This is a genomic window from Oceanimonas doudoroffii (assembly GCF_002242685.1).
Taxonomy (GTDB): domain Bacteria; phylum Pseudomonadota; class Gammaproteobacteria; order Enterobacterales; family Aeromonadaceae; genus Oceanimonas; species Oceanimonas doudoroffii.
Window position 1 is genome coordinate 314,160 of the sequence record NZ_NBIM01000001.1, and the last position, 15,982, is coordinate 330,141.

The window sequence follows — 15,982 nt, forward strand, 5'->3', positions numbered from 1 at the left end:
ACTGTTTATGTAGCCAGGGGCTACCCCGTGCTCTACTGCGTACCCTGCCGGCCTGTTGCCGGAGAGTGAACCACAACGCAAGTGAGCCTTATGAACGACACTTCCTCCCGAATCGACGTCAAGGTGTGTACCGACGTGTCCCGGCCCCGTGATCAGGGGCATATCTATGTACGGGCCCAGCAGGGCCGCTGGCAACGGTTGCGCCGCCAGCTGGGCTGGGGGCTGATGCTGCTGTTCCTGGCCGGGCCCTGGCTGCGCTGGAACGGTGCCCAGGCAATATTGCTCGACTGGGAAGCCCAGCGGTTTCACCTGTTCGGCATGACCATCTGGCCTCAGGATCTGACCTTGCTGGCCCTGTTGCTGATGGTGGCGGCCTTTGCCCTGTTTTTTATCACCGCCTGGCTGGGACGGGTCTGGTGCGGCTACCTGTGTCCGCAAACGGTATGGACCTTCTGGTTTATCTGGGTGGAAGAAAAGCTGGAAGGTAGTGCCAACCGGCGGCGGCGGCGGGATCAGGAAGCCTGGAGTGTCGACACGTTGTTGCGCAAGGGCGGCAAGCACCTGATCTGGTGGCTGATAGCGCTGCTGAGTGGTTTCTCCTTTATTGCCTATTTCACCCCCGCCACCGAGTTGGCCACCGGCCTGCTGACGGGGTCGGCGGGAGCCTGGCCCACTTTCTGGGTGTTGTTGTTCGCCCTTTGTACCTACCTCAACGCGGGCTGGATGCGTACCCTGATGTGCACGCACATGTGTCCTTATTCCCGCTTTCAGTCGGCCATGTTTGACGCCGATACCCTGAGCGCCGCCTACGATGCCGGCCGTGGCGAGGCCCGGGGACCGCGGGCACGCAAGGCCGATCACCGTGCCCAGGGGCTGGGGGACTGCATCGACTGCAACCTCTGCGTGCAGGTGTGTCCGGCGGGCATCGACATTCGCGACGGCCTGCAGTACGAGTGCATCAACTGCGGCGCCTGCATTGATGCCTGCGATCAGACCATGAACCGCATGGGCTACCCCCTGGGACTTATTCGGTACGCCAGCGAAAATGAGCTGGCCGGCCAGGGCGTGACCCGCCGGCGACTGCGCATGTGGGCCTACGCCGCCGTCATGGTTGCCATGCTGGGGCTGATGTTGGCGGCGGCGCTGCTGCGTGAGCCGCTTGCTTTGGAAGTGTTGCGGGATCGCAATGAGCTGTATAGGGAGACCCTTTCGGGCCGAATTGAAAACACCTATACCCTGAAGGTGGCGAACAAGACCCAGCAGCCGCAAACCATACTGCTGGAGGTGGAAGGGCTGGTGCAGCCGGACTGGCGCGGTCAGCGGCAATGGCAGCTGGCACCGGGGGAGATGCGGCTGGTGCCGGTCAGCCTGTCGGTGGCCGACGGCAGCCTGATTCGCCCGGTGCAGGCCATTGAGTTCGTGGTGCGCCACCGGGGTGATGAAGTCCGTACCGACAGCCGCTTTTTCGGACCTCGGCCCTGAGCCCGGCCGGCGTTGCCGGCCGCATCAGACGCTTTTCAGGGGGCGGCGAAGGGGCGTGATGTTGTCGCCGGCGCGAGTCTGCAGCTGATGTTCAAGCTCTGCCACCCACTGCCGGTGCAACTCATGGAGTTCGTTGAAGCGGAGCCGCGCCTGTTGCGGTTTGCCGCCGGCATGGAGCTGACGCAACTCGGTGGCCAGGCCGTGTAGCTGGCGGTGCAGTTTGGCTAGGGAAGTCAGCCGCTCCTGCTCTTTTGTGCCGCAGTCGTGGTACCAGAGTCCGAACCGGCATTGCTGGGCATTCAACTCGGGCCAGCCCCGGCCCGGGTGGTGCAGGGCGGTGCGAACGGACTCAAGCCAGGCGGTATGCTCAATACCCGCATACAGCAAGGGCAGGCGGGCCCGCTCCACCTTTGGCAGGGTGGCCCAGTGGGGCTCCGGCTGCCATTGTTGCACCCAGCCGGCGAGGTCGGCGGCGGGCATGGGCCGAGCGATGCCATAGCCCTGGGCCAGCTCGCAGCCAATGCGCAGCAGCATGTCGCCGTGGGTTTTGGTTTCCACCCCTTCCGCCAACACCTGCAAATCAAAGGCATCGGCCAGGCTGAGCACACCGTCGAGTATGGTCAGATCCTCCGGGTCTTCTAGAATGTCGCGCACGAAGCTCTGATCCACCTTGACCGTGGAGGCGGGTAGTCGTTTCAGGTAGGTCAGGGACGAGTAACCGGTTCCAAAGTCATCCAGCGACAGGCCCACGCCCAGGGCCCGACAATCGCTCAGCCGTTCGGCGATCTGTGCCAGATCGCCAAGGGCACTGGTTTCCAGTACCTCCAATTCCAGCATGGCCGGGTCGATGTCCGGGTAGTGGCCGAGCAGCCGGCGTAGCTGATCGGCAAAGTCCGGCTGCCTGAGCTGGCGGGCGCCGACGTTGACGCTGACGGGAAAGTCCAGCCCGGTGCCGCGCCATTCGCGCAGCTGTTGCAGGGCCGAGTCGATGACCCAGTTGCCCAGGTCGACGCTAAGGGCGTGATCCTCGATGGCCGGTAGGAAATGGGAAGGCGGCAGCAGTCCCTTGTCGGGATGCTGCCAGCGGATCAGGGCCTCGGTGCCGAGCACTTCGCCGGTGCGCAGGTTGACCTTGGGCTGGTAATGAAGCACGAATTCTCCCCGCTGCAGGGCGGTGCGAATGCGCTCCAGGCTTTCATGATGGCTGCGCATGTCCCTGTCCTGCTCGGTGTCGAACAGGTGGTAGCGGTTTTTTCCCGCCAGCTTGGCCTGATACATGGCCTGATCGGCTTGGCGTAGTAGCTGATCCGGCGCCAGATCTTCGGCCTGGGGGTAAAAAGTGACCCCCAGGCTGGCGGTCACCCTGAGTCTAAGATGGCCGACCGTCACCGGCCGGGCGGTGGCCTCCAGCAGGCGTTCCAGCAGTGGGGCGCACTCCTCACCGGGCAAATCCAGCAGTATGGCCACAAATTCGTCGCCGCCCACCCGGGCCAGAGTATCACCTTCGCGTACCGCGTCCTTCATGCGCCGGGCCGTGGTGGCCAGCACCTTGTCGCCGGTGGCGTGGCCGTGGCTGTCGTTGATGTGTTTGAAACCGTCCAGATCCAGGTAGACCACCGCCAGCGACTGGCCGTGGCGTCGGGCCTGGGACATGGCCTGATACAGTCTGTCCGAGAGCATCAGCCGGTTGTGCAGCTTGGTAAGCGGGTCAAACTGCGCCAGCTGGCGCAGCTGTTGCTCGCTGTTTTTCAGCGGTGTGATGTCGGTGCGAATGCCGAGCAGGCCGACCACGCCTTGCTGTTCGGGATCGTCAAAGATGGGCGCCTTGATGTCGAGGAATACGGTGCTGTGGCCATCCTTGCCGACGATCTCCACCTCTTCGGTGCTGAGCTCGCCGCCCAGTACCCGCCTGTCGGACTCGCGCACGCGCAGGGCGGCGTCCTCGGGAAAAAACTGTTCGTCAAGGCTGCCCTGCAGGGTGCTGGCATTGCAGCCGAACAGTTCCAGGGCGGCACGGTTGGCGTAGGTATAGCGGAAGCGGGTGTCCTTCATGTAAATGAAGGAGGGCACGTGATCCAATGCTTCGCGAAAATGGCGGGCCTGATTGCTGGCCGCCTGCAGCGCCAGCTCGGTCTGTTTGTTGACCGTAATATCGGTGAGCACGCCGCACCAGCTGGTGGCACCGTCGGTTTCCCGCCGGGGCAGGGCGTCGCCCAGCAACCAGCGGGGTTGTTCGTTCGGGCCGCGCACTCGAAACTCATGTCGCCAGGGGGTGAGCTCGCGGGACGACAGCCGCATGCTGTCGGTGACCGCCTCCATGTCGTCGGGGTGAATGGCATCAAAAAAGGCGTTGGCGCTTTCCGCGGCCTGCTGCGGGCTGATGCCGTAGATCTGGCGAATACCTTCACTGGCATAGGGAAAGGAACTGCGGCCATCGGTGCCGAAGCGATATTCAAATACCACGCCGGGGACCCGGGCGGCGATGTTTTGCAGCCGGTTCAGCAGCTTTTCCACCTGACGTTCACGCTGGCGGATTTCGTCGGTCAGTTGTTCGGCCAGTGCCAGGGCCCGAGTGCGGGTGGTCATGGTCGAGCGCAGCAGTAACAGCAACAGCAGGGTCAGAGTAAGGCCGGCGGCCAGGGTCAGCAGGCTGCGGGTATAGCCCACGGCAAGGGCGGGGGCGAGGTGTTCAAACACCAGCAGCCACTGGTGGCCATTGAAATTGACAAAGCGCCGCTCCACAAAGGGCCCGGCGGCGCGGCCGGGGCTGCCTTGCTGAAACAGCAGGCGGGACGGGGTCATGGTGTTGCCACTGTAGACCCGCAGGCCCAGCCACTGGGCGTTATCAAGCTGATGGTTCTCGAGCAGGCCGCCAATCAACTCCGACATGCTGAAACCGGTGAATACCCAGCCCTGAAACCGGGTGGCGCGAGGGCTGGTGGCATGGCCCGGAGCATAGACCGGTTGCAGCATCATGTAGCCCGAGCCTTCGGCGTGTTGATGACCGAGCAGTACCGGGCGGCCGTTGTCTCTGGCCTGGAACATGGCCCGCCGGTGCTCGGGGTCGCTCAGTAGATCAAAGCCCGGCTGGTGGTAAGTGTGTTGAGCAAAGGTCTCGAGGTGCAGCACATAACCGTAGGCGTCCCGCTTGCCGGGGGGATGAATACGGTGCTCGGGCAGTCGGTTACGGCGCAGTTCAGCGAGGTGGGCTCGGCGTTCGGACTCGCGTACAAAGCGGGCAAAACCCAGCTCCTCCATGCCCTTGAGCGCGGTGTTGTCGTGCATGCTTTCGGTAAACCGGCGCCACTCGTCCGCGGTAATGGCTTCCGATGCCCCGTGCAGGGCGACCCCGCCACGGCCGACGAGGGCGTAGGCAAACAGGCGTTCCTCCACCTTGAGGCTGAGCTGATCGGCCACCGCGGCAAAGCGGTTGGCGGCCTGGGTCTCGCTGGCTTGTTGCAGCTGCCATGCCGCCAGCCCGGTAAACAGCAGGCCGCCGGCCAGCAACAGCCGGCTCAGCAGAGAAAGGCGGGTAGGGGGGGAGAGAAACATCACCGCTGCTCGTTATTGTTTGATTTGTAGACCGTAATGGTAGCAAGGGCCGGAGTCGAACTACCATGTCGGGGGCACATTAATCGTAAAAAGCGGCCCGTTATCACAACGGGCCGGGCAGTTCAGGGTGCCGGGTTGGGATATTGCTGATGAATGTCGGCAATGCCTTGTTGCAGCTCCTCGGTCAGCACCACATGGACACTGTCGAGGTTTTCCTTCAACTGGGTCAGGCTGGTGGCGCCAATCAGGTTGCTGGTGACAAAAGGCCGGGTGTTGACGAAGGCCTGGGCCAGCTGGGTGGGGGTAAGGCCATGCTGTCGGGCCAGGGCTACATAGGCGCTGGTGGCGGCCCGTGAGGCGGCACCGTTGTAACGCTGAAAACGATTATACAGGGTGAGTCGGGCCCCTTCGGGCTGCGCGCCGTTTTCGTATTTGCCGGTGAGCATGCCAAAGGCCAGGGGTGAGTAGGCCAGTAGCCCCACTTGCTCGCGCAGGGAGAATTCGGACAGGCCGATTTCATAGGTGCGGTTGAGCAGGTTGTAGGGGTTCTGAATGCCCTGAATGCGCGGATAGTTGTGGCGCTCGGCTTCCCGCAGAAACTGGTGTACACCCCAGGGGGTTTCATTGGACAGGCCAATGTGGCGGATTTTGCCGGCCTTGACCAGCTCGTCGAGCACCGCCAGGGTTTCGGCAATGGGCACGGTATCGGCATCGTCGAGCTGCTCAAAGCCGAGCTGGCCGAACATGTTGGTGCGGCGATCGGGCCAATGCAGCTGATAAAAGTCGACATAGTCGGTCTGCAGCCGGCGCAGGCTGTCATCCAGGGCCTTAACGATATTGGCCCGGTCCAGCATGGGCTTGCCGTCGCGAAAGTAGGACGGACGCTTGGGGTCGTGGGCCCGGCCCACCACCTTGGTGGCCAGTACCACTCGGTCACGGCAGCCCCTGGCCGCCAGCCAGTGGCCAATCATGGTTTCGGTGGCGCCTTGAGTGTGCTCCCGCGGGGGGATGGGATAGAGCTCGGCGGTGTCGATGAGGTTGACGCCATGGTCCATGGCCATGTCGAGCTGGGCGTGGGCCTCGGCCTCACTGTTTTGCTCGCCCCAGGTCATGGTGCCGAGGCCGATGAGGCTGACGTCGATATCGGTATTGCCCAGTTTTCGGTATTGCATAGCGCTCCCCGTGGGTTGGTTGCGTGTTTTTTGCAAAACAGCATACCAGTAAAGCAGGGGCGATATCACGGTTAGGCTGTTGGGAGTGGAGGCGTGAGGCTGGTGCGAGGAGTGAGACGCAAGCGTAAGGGTTAGGAACCAGGCAGATTTTTCCGGTTCCTAACCCTTGGTCATTCAGTGGATCAGGCGCCGATAATGCCGCCGTCTTCCCGAGTGATCATCATGACGCTGGAGCGGGGTTTGCTGTTGCCACCCAGGGGGAAGTGAGAGCCGGCCAGATCTTCGCCCGGGTGTTGAATGCCCACAAACAGGGTTTTGTAATCCGGGGTAAAGGCCAGTCCGGTCACCTCACAGGCCACGGGGCCGGTGAGGAAACGTCGAATTTCGCCACTGTTGGGATCGGCACAGAGCATCTGATTGTTGCCCTGGCCGGCGAAGTCGCCCTGATTGGAGTAGTTGCCATCGGTCTGAATCCACAGCCTGCCGCCCTGATCAAAGCCGATGCCATCGGGGCTGTTGAACATGTTGTCGGCGTTGATATTGGCGGAGCCGGCGTACAGGCCTTCACCGTGCACGGTCGGGTTGCCTGCCAGCACGAACAGATCCCAGTCAAACTCACTGGCGGTGTGGTTGCCACCGGCCGGGCGCCAGCGCAGGATCTGGCCGTAATGGTTTTCGGCGCGGGGGTTGGGGCCGCCCACCGGCTGGTTGTCATGCACGCCACGGTTCTTGTTGTTGGTCAGGGTGCAAAACACCACGGGCTCATGGGGGTGAGCCGCTACCCATTCGGGCCTGTCCATGGTGGTGGCGCCCACCTGGGTGGCGGCCAGGCGAGCATGGATCAGCACGTCGGCCTGGCTGGCAAAGCCGTTTTCCGCGGTCAGGCCGTTCTTGCCATGGGTCAGCTCGAGCCACTCGCCCTTGCCCCTGAGCTCGCCGTCCTGGCCTTCGTGGAATTTGGCTACGTAGAGGGTGCCTTCATCCAGCAGGTTGCGGTTGGCAGCCTGGTCATCGGGGTTGTATTTGTGCTTGCTCACGAAGCGATACAGGTGCTCGCCGCGCTCATCGTCGCCCAGATACACCACGGCATGGCCGCTTTGGTCGATGACCAGCTCGGCATTCTCGTGCTTGAAACGGCCCAGCGCCGTGCGCTTGACCGGCATGGAATCCGGATCCTTGGGGTCGATCTCCACCACCCAGCCGAAGCGGTTGGCCTCGTTGGGGTGCTCGGCCAGATCAAAGCGCGAGTCATGGGTATGCCACTGCCAGCCGGCGTCTTCCCGGCCAATGCCATAGCGGGCCTGGGCGGGAGTAATGTCGGCGTCATGCTGGCTGCCGAAGTAACCGTTGAAGTTTTCCTCACAGGTGAGGTAGGTGCCCCAGGGCGTCATGCCGTTGGCGCAGTTGTTAAAGGTGCCCAGCGCCCACTCGCCCTTGGGGTCTGCGGCGGTTTGCAGCAGAGGGTGGCCTTTGGCCGGGCCGCCGATGGCCATGGGAGTATTGGCGTGAATGCGGCGGTTGTATTTGCCGTCTTTGGTCAGGCGCCAGCGCCCATCCTGCTTTTGCAGGGTCATAATGGACACGCCGTGGGCGGCCTGGGCGCATTTGACGTCGTCCGCGCTCATGTTCTTGCCCTGGTGGGGGAACATGATTTCGTAATTACAATATTCGTTGTTGACCGCCAGAATGGCGGTGTTGTCGTCGAGGGCAAAGAAGCTCATGCCGTCGTTGTTGTCACCGAACTGGCCGGCCTGGGCATCGGCGCTGTTGCCGGTTTCACTGAACTCGGGCACGGTGCCAAACAGGGGATCGCCCCAGGATACCAGACGCTCCACCTGGTAGCCTGCCGGTACGGTAATGGTGTCTTTGGTGCTGGCCGGAACGGGGGCAAAGCCCATCAGCGGGCTTGCCTTGGTGGCGGCGGCCACGGCCCGGGACAGGGGCGAGACGGTAAAGAAGGCGGCGGCGCCCAGGGCGGCGGCACCACCGAGGAAGCGGCGGCGGCTCAGGCCTTTTTCTACCAGCTGGGTAAATTCGGGAACCTCGTTCCGGGGATGGTTCAGCTCGTCCTGACGTTCAAAGCGACTCATGTTGTAATTATCCTTTGCTCACGGCGGGTTAGGAATTTTGCACCCCGAATACTGCTGCGTCATCATGGCAGTTTGATAACAACCACATGACAGGAAAAAGACATGAAAACCCATAGCGCCGATACCCTGGCGAAAATCATTATTAGCATACAGGCGATATTGATCCCGGTGTTGCTGCTGGCGGGCGCCTGGCTGACTTTGCAGAATAGCGCTCAGGCAGGAAGTCAGGCCGGCCCCTGGCTGTGGCCGTTTCTGCTGCTGATTTGCGCCGCCTGGCTGTGGTTGTGTCGCCGGGCCTGGCTGGGCTATCTGTCAGTGGAGGGCATGCGCCGGCAGTGGCCGTTCTGGGTGCTGGTGGCGGTGCAACTGCCGTCCTTTCCCCTGGGTACCTTGATGGGCGCCGGGCTTATTTACCTGAAACTGCGTCATCATCCACGCCACTGATACAAAAAAGGCAGCCATCGGCTGCCTTTTTCATTGCGCTGGAACTCAATCGTCGTCGTCATCGTCCCAGTCGCGGCGGTGCTTGCGCTTGTAATATTTTTTCTTGCCGTGGTAGTGGTGGTGATGCACTTCTTTTTTGTGCCCATCTCCGGTTTTGGCGCCGATGGCGGAGCCGGCGGCACCACCCACACCGGCGCCGATCAGCTGGCCGCCGTCGCCGGCCAGGTTCTTGCCAAGGGCGGCACCACCCAGGGCACCCACGGCACCACCAATGGCGGCCTCGTTCTTGTTGCCACGGTTGGCGGTGGCCGCACCACCGGCGGCACCACCCAGGGCCGCACCCACCAGGGCGCCGGTGTCGCCGCCCATCTGTTTGCCGAGCAGGGCACCGGCGGCACCGCCGGCGCCGCCGCCGAGAATGGTGTTGAGGGTTTCACCGGCCATGGCCGACTGAATGCCGAACAGCATCGGCAGCATCAGAATTGCAAGGGTCTTTTTAAACATGGCTGTCTCACTCAGCGGTTTGTCATTGCCGGGAAATATACTGCCTTTTTTGGCTTTGGGAAGAGGGACTCAGCGGGCACAGTACGGTATCATTTGAATTTAATTTTACATTAACATGCTGTTTTATATGGGTTATTTCGTTTTTTTTCTGAAAGTGGGGCGACCAAAGCTGACCGACAACTCCTGACCCATGCTCAGGGTTTGGCCACCCATACCAGGGTGCGCAGGCCATGCTGGCCGTAACGGGCCAGGCGATCGAAGCGGGAGCGGGCAATGGGCAGGTACTGTTTGTCCACCGGGCTCTCCCCCGTCGCCTCGTCGATGTCGGGGTCGTGAATATAGACAAACTCCCGGTCCATGGCGCACACCAGTACCCAGTGCGGCGCCTTGCGTCCGTCCAGGTGATAGGTGCTGATCAGCACCAGCGGCAACCGGCCCTGACTCAGCCCCTGTTCCAGCTGCTCCAGGGTGAAGTGCTCATGACGGGGCACAATGCCGGCCTGGGCAAGGTTGGCGAGAAACTGCCGATGTACCCGCTCCAGCACCACTTTCTTGTCAGGGCTGCGCACACTGTTGATAAACAGCGGGCCGTCCTGATTGAGCACCAGCTCCACCGCAAAGCCGCGCCGGTGGGCCGCCAGCGCCAGGCCGTGGGGACCGCAGCCCCCATGCCCCTGGGTCATGAAAATGGTGGTGGCCTCGCGCCACAACTGCAGCTCTTCGTCGGGCTGGGTATGGTGCGTGGCATCCAGGGCGGAAAGCGCCATCATCAGCGAGGCGGGGCCGCAGGTAAACTCCGTGGTCTGGCGGTAGTAGGGCACGGTTCGGCTGCCGGCCAGGGGGTGGTAGTGATGAATGCGCTTCTGATAGCGCAGGGCGCTCTCATGGTCTTCGTAGTAATCGTGATAAATGCCGAACTGGCGATAGCCCAGTTGCTGGTACAGGTTCTGGGCGGCGATGTTGTCGGTGCGCACTTCCAGGCGCATGAACACCGCCCCCTGCTGCCGGGCACTGGCCTCGGCCTGTTCGAGCAGGGTCCGGCCCAGCCCCAGGCCGCGGGCATCGGGGGAGACCGCGATGGAATAGATGCGCGCCAGCTGGGTATTGCGGCGAAACAGCACCAGCACATAGCCCAGCAGGGCATCATTCTGTTCGGCCACCAGCAGCACATCCTGAGGGTGCTCGGTAAAGCGCAGAAAACTGCGCCGGCTGATCCTGTCCTGATCAAAGCAACGGTGTTCCAGGGCCAGCAGGACATCGAGATCGGAACGCAGGGCGGGGCGAACAACAGGCGCGGACATCAAGGCACCCGAAAGCAAGGTGAGGGTGGTTCAACATACGATAAATTTGATCGGTCGGCGAGAAAATTTCAGTGTATCCGGCGGGCTTTATACATAGAGTGATGCACAAGGCTCGCTTTTTATTAAACGGATTTCTACATGACCCAACTTGTTCTGGTAGTGGATGAACTCAGCGCCTGGGCGCCCTATTTTCCCAGTGAAAACCTGGTGGACTTCGAGACCTACCTCAAGCAGCCGCCGGTCAAGAACGCGCCCCGCACTCGAGTGATCAACCTGTGCCGCACCGGCAAGTACCTGTCCAACGGCTATTATTGCTCGCTGCTGGCGGAAGCCCGGGGCCAGCATGTGATCCCGTCGGTGTCCACCCTGAATAATCTGCGCAACAAGGGGCTGTTTGCCTTTGGCTTTGACGGCGTGTCCGAGGCGCTGGATGCGCATGTTGGTGATCTTGAGGCGGGCGCGAAGGTGAAAGTCAAAAGCTGCTTTGGCCAGTGTGCAGTGCCCGGGCTTGAAAGCCTGTGCCGGGAGCTGTTCGAACGCCTGCCCTGTCCGGTGCTGGAGCTGACCTTCAGGCGCCGCAGTCGCTGGGAGTTGACCGGCCTGGCGCCGTTGTCGCCCCGGGAGCTGGCGGAGCAGGAAGAAGACCTGTTTGCCAATGCCCTGGATCGCTATTCCCGCATCATCTGGCGGCAGCCCAAATCCGCCAAACGCTACCGTTACGATCTGGCCATGCTGGTCAACCCGAATGAGGCGCTGCCGCCGTCGGATGCGGGGGCGCTGAAACGCTTTGTACGCGCCGGCGAGCGGGCCGGGGTAAACGTGGAAACCATTACCCGCAAGGACTACCAGCGGCTGGCCGAGTACGACGGCCTGTTTATTCGCGAAACCACCGCCATTGACCACCATACCTTTCGCTTCGCCCAGAAGGCCGAGCACGAGGGCCTGGTGGTGATCGACTCGCCCACCGCCATTCTGCGTTGTGCCAACAAGATTTTTCTGGCGGAAAGCTTTGCCAAAAACGGCGTGCCGACCCCAAAAACCTTAATGGTGAATCCCAAACAGAAAGACGCCGCCGACTGGCTGGAAACCGAACTGGGCTATCCGCTGGTGCTGAAAATACCCGATGGCGCGTTTTCCCGGGGCGTGTACAAGGTGGCCGACAAGGCGCAGCTGGTCGAGACCCTGAGCAAGCTGCGCAATGCCTCGGCCCTGGTACTGGCCCAGGAGTATTTTTTCACCGAGTTCGACTGGCGCATCGGTGTGCTCAATCATCAGCCCATCTTTGCCTGTAAATATTTCATGGTGAAGGGGCACTGGCAGATTTACCGCCACAACGACGGCAAGGAGGCGGACTCCGGCGGCTTTGTCACCCTGCCAACCCATGAGGCGCCCTCGGCGGTGATTAACGCCGCGCTCAAGGCGGTCAAACCCATCGGCGATGGTCTGTACGGGGTGGATATCAAGGAAGGCAAGGGCCGGGTTGCGGTCATTGAGGTGAACGACAACCCCAATATCGATCACGGGGTGGAAGACGTGTTTCTGAAAGATCGGCTCTACGACATGGTCATAGAAGATTTCGTGCGGCGGTTTGAAAAGGGCAGGGAGGCCGTCGCCGCCAAAAAGGGACGACGCGACGGCCGTTAATGCTTACAGAAAGCCGGTTTCGCCCCGTTTGAGCGGATCCGGCTTGGGCTCGTCATCGTGGCAAAACTGCATGGAAGCGGAGTTCAGGCAATAGCGCAGCCCGGTGGGCGGCGGGCCATCGGGAAATACATGGCCCAGGTGGCCGTCGCAGCGGGCACAGCGGATCTCCACCCGGCGCATGCCATGGCTCATGTCTGCCAGCTCGCGAATGTGGTCCGGGTGATAGGGGGCATAAAAGCTCGGCCAGCCGGAGCCAGACTCGAACTTGCAGGCAGAAGAAAACAGCGGCAGGGCACACAGCCGGCATACATAACAGCCGTCTTCGTGGTTATCGAGCAGGCCGCCGCAAAAGGGCGGCTCTGTGCCCTGGTTGAGCAGAATGCGGCGCTCGTCCGGGCTCAGCGCGTCGGCCAGGGTCTGCAGCCTGGCCTCGTCGGGCGGGGAGAGATCATAGGGGCTGGGAGTCTGGGCCATGTCAGATATCCTTTTTCAGCTGATGCTTGTAGTAGTGCTGCACCTTGGCCACCTTGGGCCGGGCCACGGCGGCAATATAGGGCTGATCCGGGTGTTTGGCGGCGTAGTCCTGATGATGGGTTTCGGCCGGATAGAAAACGTCCAGCGGCTCCAGGGTGGTGACGATGGGCTGTTTAAAGGCGCCAGCCTGCTCCAGCAGGTCAATGTAGCGCTCCACCAGGGTGCGTTCCTGCTCGTTTTGCCAGAACACCGCCGAGCGGTACTGGGTGCCGGTGTCGTGACCCTGGCGATTGAGCTGGGTGGGATCGTGGGCAATGCCGAAAAACACCTTCAGCAGGGTGGCCGGGCCGATACGGTCGCTGTCATAGGTGATTTGAATGGCTTCGGCATGGCGGGTGGTGCCGGTGCACACCGCCTGGTAATTGGCGGTGTCGGCGTCGCCGCCGGCGTAGCCCGAGGTCACTGCGATTACGCCCTCAAGCTGGCGATACACCGCCTCGGTGCACCAGAAGCAGCCTCCGGCCAGCACCAGGGTGCGTTCGCCGGTCTGGCGAAAGGCGCCGTCGTCGATATCGGGAAAGTCGTTGGGCAACAGCCCCAGTACCTCATCGCTCATGCGGTGTTCCTCCTTAAAAAGTCCGGCCTACGTTACCATAGACGAAGGTCGGAGCAAGGCTTGCTGTTGCCTTGCGGCGCATCCTGTTAATCTTGGCACCTTTCTTGTTTTGAACCCCGGAAAATTATGGAACTGGATCTGCTGACCCTGGGACTGCTGGCGCTGGCGGCCCTGCTGGCCGGCTTTATCGACGCCATTGCCGGCGGTGGCGGCCTCATTACGGTGCCGGCCCTGCTGGCCACCGGCATGCCGCCCACCATGGCGCTCGCCACCAATAAACTGCAAAGCTGCTTCGGCTCCTTTTCGGCATCCCTTTATTACCTGCGCCGGGGGCTGATTGACTGGCGCAACATGAGGTGGGCGGTGGCCTGTACCTTTGTCGGCAGCATGCTGGGCACCCTGCTGGTACAGCAGATTGACGCTTCCGTGCTGGAAAAGGTACTGCCGTTTTTGCTGGCGGCCTTTGCCCTGTATTTTCTGTTTTCCCCGCGGGTGGGGGATGAAGATCGTCAACGTCGGCTGGGGATCATTCCCTTTGCCCTGTTGGTGGGTACCGGCGTCGGCTTTTACGACGGTTTTTTTGGCCCCGGCACCGGTTCCTTTTTTGCCCTGGGCTTTATTGCCCTGGCCGGCTACAGCATGGGCAAGGCCACGGCCCATACCAAGCTGCTGAACTTCACTTCCAATATTGCCTCTCTGCTGTTTTTCATGCTGGGCGGCCAGGTGGTCTGGATTGCCGGCCTGGCCATGGCCGCGGGGCAGTTTATGGGGGCCAGGCTGGGCTCCAAAATGGTGGTTACCCGGGGTACCCGCATTATTCGCCCCATGCTGGTGACGGTGTCGCTGGTCATGTCGGCGCGACTGCTGTGGCAGCAATATCCCCAGTGGTTTGGCTGGGTGGGCTGAGGTGAGCGATAAGGCGGCGGCACTCAGCGGCCTGCTGGCCGACCAGCGCCAACGTTACCGGCGCTGGTTGCTGGCACTGAGCCTGGTGTTGGCGGCGGCGGTGCTGCTCAGCCTGCAGTCCGGGGCCGTGGGCGTGGGGCTGGAGGTGCTGTGGCGGCCGGTGTCCAGCCTGGAGCAGCAGGTGTTCTGGCAATTGCGGCTGCCACGCACCCTGCTGGCTGTGCTGGTGGGAGCCAGCCTGGCGCTGTGCGGTGCCGTGCTGCAGGTGCTGCTGCACAACCCGTTGGCGGAGCCCGGGCTGATTGGCATTTCCAGCGGCGCCAGCCTGGCGGCGGTACTGACCCTGTCTCTGGCGGGCTGGCTGGGCTGGAACCTGCCTCACTGGGGCGTGTCGCTGGCGGCCTTTGCCGGTGCCCTGGTGATTACTGTGCTGCTGATGCTGCTGGCCCGGCGCCGGCTGGGGCAGGGGGCCCTGCTGTTGTTTGGCGTGGCGGTGGGTATTTTTGCTAACGCCATACTGACCTGGCTGCTGTATCTGGCCGACGACGCTTCGCTGCGTACCTTTCTGTTCTGGATGATGGGCAGCCTGGGCTATGGCCAGCGCCTGTCCTGGGGCTGGTGGCTGCCGGCGGTGCTGGCGTTGCTGTGGCTGGTACGCCAGGGCCGCCGGCTGGATCTGCTGGCCCTGGGCGAACAACAGGCCCGCTTGCTGGGCCTGGATGCCCAGCGCCTGCGACCCCGGCTGGTGCTGGCGGTGTGCCTGCTGACCGCCTTCAGCGTGGCCATGGCCGGGGTGATTGGCTTTATGGGCCTGGTGGTGCCCCACCTGCTGCGGTTGCTGGTGGGCGGTCGTCAGTATTTCCTGCTGCCGGCCTCGGCCCTGGCCGGCGCCGCCCTGCTGGTGCTGGCGGATTTGCTGGCGCGGCAAACCCTGATAACCGGGGAGCTGCCCATCGGCGCCGTGACCGCCACCCTGGGGGCGCCGGTGTTCGTGTGGTTACTGGTGAAACGCCATGCTGACGCTTGATGCCCTCGGTGTGAATGAGCGGGTGGGGCCGGTCAGCGGTACCCTTGAGGCCGGCCGGCTGACCCTGCTGGTGGGCCCCAACGGCAGCGGCAAGTCGAGCCTGTTGCTGGCGGCGGCCGGGCTGCTCGAGGCTGAAGGCCAGGTTGAGCTGGACGGTGCCCTGCTGGATCATCTGGAGCTGGCAGAGCTGGCCCATCTGCGGGCCATGCTGGTGCAGCATTCGGTGCTGCCCGCCGGACTCAAGGGCTATGAATTGCTGGCCCTGGGCGTGCCCGGCGGAGAGGTGACCGAGGCCGCCTGTGAGCAGATGGCGGTGTTAAGTGGCTTTCTGAAGCTGGACCGCCTCTATGCCCGGCCATTGTCGGCGCTGTCCGGCGGCGAGCAGCAGCGCTTGCTGATTGCCAAAACCCTGCTGCAGGTGTCACCTGCGCTTAATCCCGATGCACGTCTGCTGCTGCTGGACGAGCCCCTGGCGGGGCTGGACTGGCAGCATCAGCTCGCTACCCTGCGGCTGTTGCGTCACTATGCCGGGCTCGGCCTGACGGTGGTGGCCTCCATTCACGACATCAACCTGGCGGCCCAGTTCGGCGATGATATCTGGTGTTTGCATCGTGGCCGGCTGGCGGCCCGGGGCGGCCCTGAGGTGCTGACCCCCGAGCTGGTGGCCGAGGTGTTTGAGGTGAGGGTCACGCTGCTGGAGCAGGACGGTCGGCGACTGTTGTTGCCAGACAGTGGTGAAACCGAAAATCGGCAATAGGGGCGGATTAAGT

13 protein-coding genes are annotated in these 15,982 nt (G+C 62.6%); 6 read left to right on the forward strand and 7 right to left on the reverse strand.

The window, feature by feature from the left end; all coding sequences use genetic code 11:
- Positions 1 to 90 precede the first annotated feature (90 nt).
- On the forward strand, positions 91 to 1,482 hold the full coding sequence (ccoG, locus tag B6S08_RS01435; protein ID WP_094199008.1) for a cytochrome c oxidase accessory protein CcoG: 1,392 nt from the start codon (positions 91 to 93) through the stop codon (positions 1,480 to 1,482).
- A gap of 24 nt (positions 1,483 to 1,506) precedes the next feature.
- Here the strand turns inward: ccoG and B6S08_RS01440 are convergent, their stop codons facing one another.
- From B6S08_RS01440 to B6S08_RS01450, 3 genes are all read right to left on the reverse strand, one after another.
- On the reverse strand, positions 1,507 to 5,034 hold the full coding sequence (locus tag B6S08_RS01440; RefSeq protein ID WP_094199009.1) for an EAL domain-containing protein: 3,528 nt from the start codon (positions 5,032 to 5,034) through the stop codon (positions 1,507 to 1,509).
- Between the two features lie 122 nt (positions 5,035 to 5,156).
- Complete coding sequence (locus B6S08_RS01445; RefSeq protein ID WP_094199010.1) at positions 5,157 to 6,206, reverse strand: NADP(H)-dependent aldo-keto reductase; 1,050 nt, start codon at positions 6,204 to 6,206, stop codon at positions 5,157 to 5,159.
- Positions 6,207 to 6,388: 182 nt separating this feature from the next.
- Positions 6,389 to 8,296 carry a PhoX family protein gene (locus tag B6S08_RS01450; protein WP_094199011.1) on the reverse strand — a complete coding sequence of 636 codons (1,908 nt, stop codon included), beginning with the start codon at positions 8,294 to 8,296 and terminating at the stop codon, positions 6,389 to 6,391.
- Positions 8,297 to 8,398: 102 nt separating this feature from the next.
- On the opposite strand from B6S08_RS01450, the gene B6S08_RS01455 reads away from it, so the two are divergent.
- Positions 8,399 to 8,740: a hypothetical protein gene (locus tag B6S08_RS01455; protein WP_094199012.1), complete on the forward strand. Its 342-nt coding sequence runs from the start codon at positions 8,399 to 8,401 to the stop codon at positions 8,738 to 8,740.
- Between the two features lie 45 nt (positions 8,741 to 8,785).
- Here the strand turns inward: B6S08_RS01455 and B6S08_RS01460 are convergent, their stop codons facing one another.
- The gene (locus B6S08_RS01460) at positions 8,786 to 9,244 is read right to left on the reverse strand and encodes a hypothetical protein (protein ID WP_094199013.1); all 459 of its coding nucleotides are present in this window, start codon (positions 9,242 to 9,244) and stop codon (positions 8,786 to 8,788) included.
- 194 nt (positions 9,245 to 9,438) lie between these two features.
- Complete coding sequence (locus B6S08_RS01465; protein WP_094199014.1) at positions 9,439 to 10,545, reverse strand: GNAT family N-acetyltransferase/peptidase C39 family protein; 1,107 nt, start codon at positions 10,543 to 10,545, stop codon at positions 9,439 to 9,441.
- Between the two features lie 138 nt (positions 10,546 to 10,683).
- Here B6S08_RS01465 and B6S08_RS01470 point away from each other — a divergent pair, with 138 nt between their 5' ends.
- Positions 10,684 to 12,189 (forward strand): RimK family protein, encoded by a 1,506-nt coding sequence (locus B6S08_RS01470; RefSeq protein WP_094199015.1) that lies wholly within the window; start codon positions 10,684 to 10,686, stop codon positions 12,187 to 12,189.
- Positions 12,190 to 12,192: 3 nt separating this feature from the next.
- On the opposite strand, the gene msrB is transcribed toward B6S08_RS01470, so the two are convergent.
- Positions 12,193 to 12,663, reverse strand: coding sequence for a peptide-methionine (R)-S-oxide reductase MsrB (gene msrB / locus B6S08_RS01475; RefSeq protein WP_094199016.1), 471 nt, complete (start codon positions 12,661 to 12,663; stop codon positions 12,193 to 12,195).
- Between the two features lies 1 nt (position 12,664).
- Positions 12,665 to 13,279, reverse strand: coding sequence for a peptide-methionine (S)-S-oxide reductase MsrA (gene msrA / locus B6S08_RS01480; RefSeq protein WP_094199017.1), 615 nt, complete (start codon positions 13,277 to 13,279; stop codon positions 12,665 to 12,667).
- Between the two features lie 126 nt (positions 13,280 to 13,405).
- Here msrA and B6S08_RS01485 point away from each other — a divergent pair, with 126 nt between their 5' ends.
- Genes B6S08_RS01485 through B6S08_RS01495 form a run of 3 tightly spaced genes read left to right on the forward strand, consistent with a single transcriptional unit; the run spans position 13,406 to position 15,969 of the window.
- The gene (locus B6S08_RS01485; protein WP_094199018.1) at positions 13,406 to 14,185 is read left to right on the forward strand and encodes a TSUP family transporter; all 780 of its coding nucleotides are present in this window, start codon (positions 13,406 to 13,408) and stop codon (positions 14,183 to 14,185) included.
- Position 14,186: 1 nt separating this feature from the next.
- Positions 14,187 to 15,212 carry a vitamin B12 ABC transporter permease BtuC gene (btuC, locus tag B6S08_RS01490; protein WP_094199019.1) on the forward strand — a complete coding sequence of 342 codons (1,026 nt, stop codon included), beginning with the start codon at positions 14,187 to 14,189 and terminating at the stop codon, positions 15,210 to 15,212.
- Entirely contained in the window at positions 15,199 to 15,969 is a 771-nt protein-coding gene (locus B6S08_RS01495; RefSeq protein WP_094200503.1) for an ATP-binding cassette domain-containing protein, read from the forward strand. Before btuC ends, B6S08_RS01495 begins: the two co-directional genes overlap by 14 nt.
- Positions 15,970 to 15,982: the final 13 nt, after the last annotated feature.

Coding starts and splice junctions, on each gene's coding strand:
- B6S08_RS01450 (WP_094199011.1), bottom strand. CDS start 8,296: ATGAGTCGCTTTGAACGTCAGGACGAGCTGAACCATCCCCGGAACGAG.
- B6S08_RS01485 (WP_094199018.1), top strand. CDS start 13,406: ATGGAACTGGATCTGCTGACCCTGGGACTGCTGGCGCTGGCGGCCCTG.
- B6S08_RS01470 (WP_094199015.1), top strand. CDS start 10,684: ATGACCCAACTTGTTCTGGTAGTGGATGAACTCAGCGCCTGGGCGCCC.
- B6S08_RS01455 (WP_094199012.1), top strand. CDS start 8,399: ATGAAAACCCATAGCGCCGATACCCTGGCGAAAATCATTATTAGCATA.
- B6S08_RS01445 (WP_094199010.1), bottom strand. CDS start 6,206: ATGCAATACCGAAAACTGGGCAATACCGATATCGACGTCAGCCTCATC.
- msrA (WP_094199017.1), bottom strand. CDS start 13,279: ATGAGCGATGAGGTACTGGGGCTGTTGCCCAACGACTTTCCCGATATC.
- B6S08_RS01440 (WP_094199009.1), bottom strand. CDS start 5,034: ATGTTTCTCTCCCCCCCTACCCGCCTTTCTCTGCTGAGCCGGCTGTTG.
- B6S08_RS01460 (WP_094199013.1), bottom strand. CDS start 9,244: ATGTTTAAAAAGACCCTTGCAATTCTGATGCTGCCGATGCTGTTCGGC.
- B6S08_RS01495 (WP_094200503.1), top strand. CDS start 15,199: ATGCTGACGCTTGATGCCCTCGGTGTGAATGAGCGGGTGGGGCCGGTC.
- ccoG (WP_094199008.1), top strand. CDS start 91: ATGAACGACACTTCCTCCCGAATCGACGTCAAGGTGTGTACCGACGTG.
- msrB (WP_094199016.1), bottom strand. CDS start 12,663: ATGGCCCAGACTCCCAGCCCCTATGATCTCTCCCCGCCCGACGAGGCC.
- B6S08_RS01465 (WP_094199014.1), bottom strand. CDS start 10,545: ATGTCCGCGCCTGTTGTTCGCCCCGCCCTGCGTTCCGATCTCGATGTC.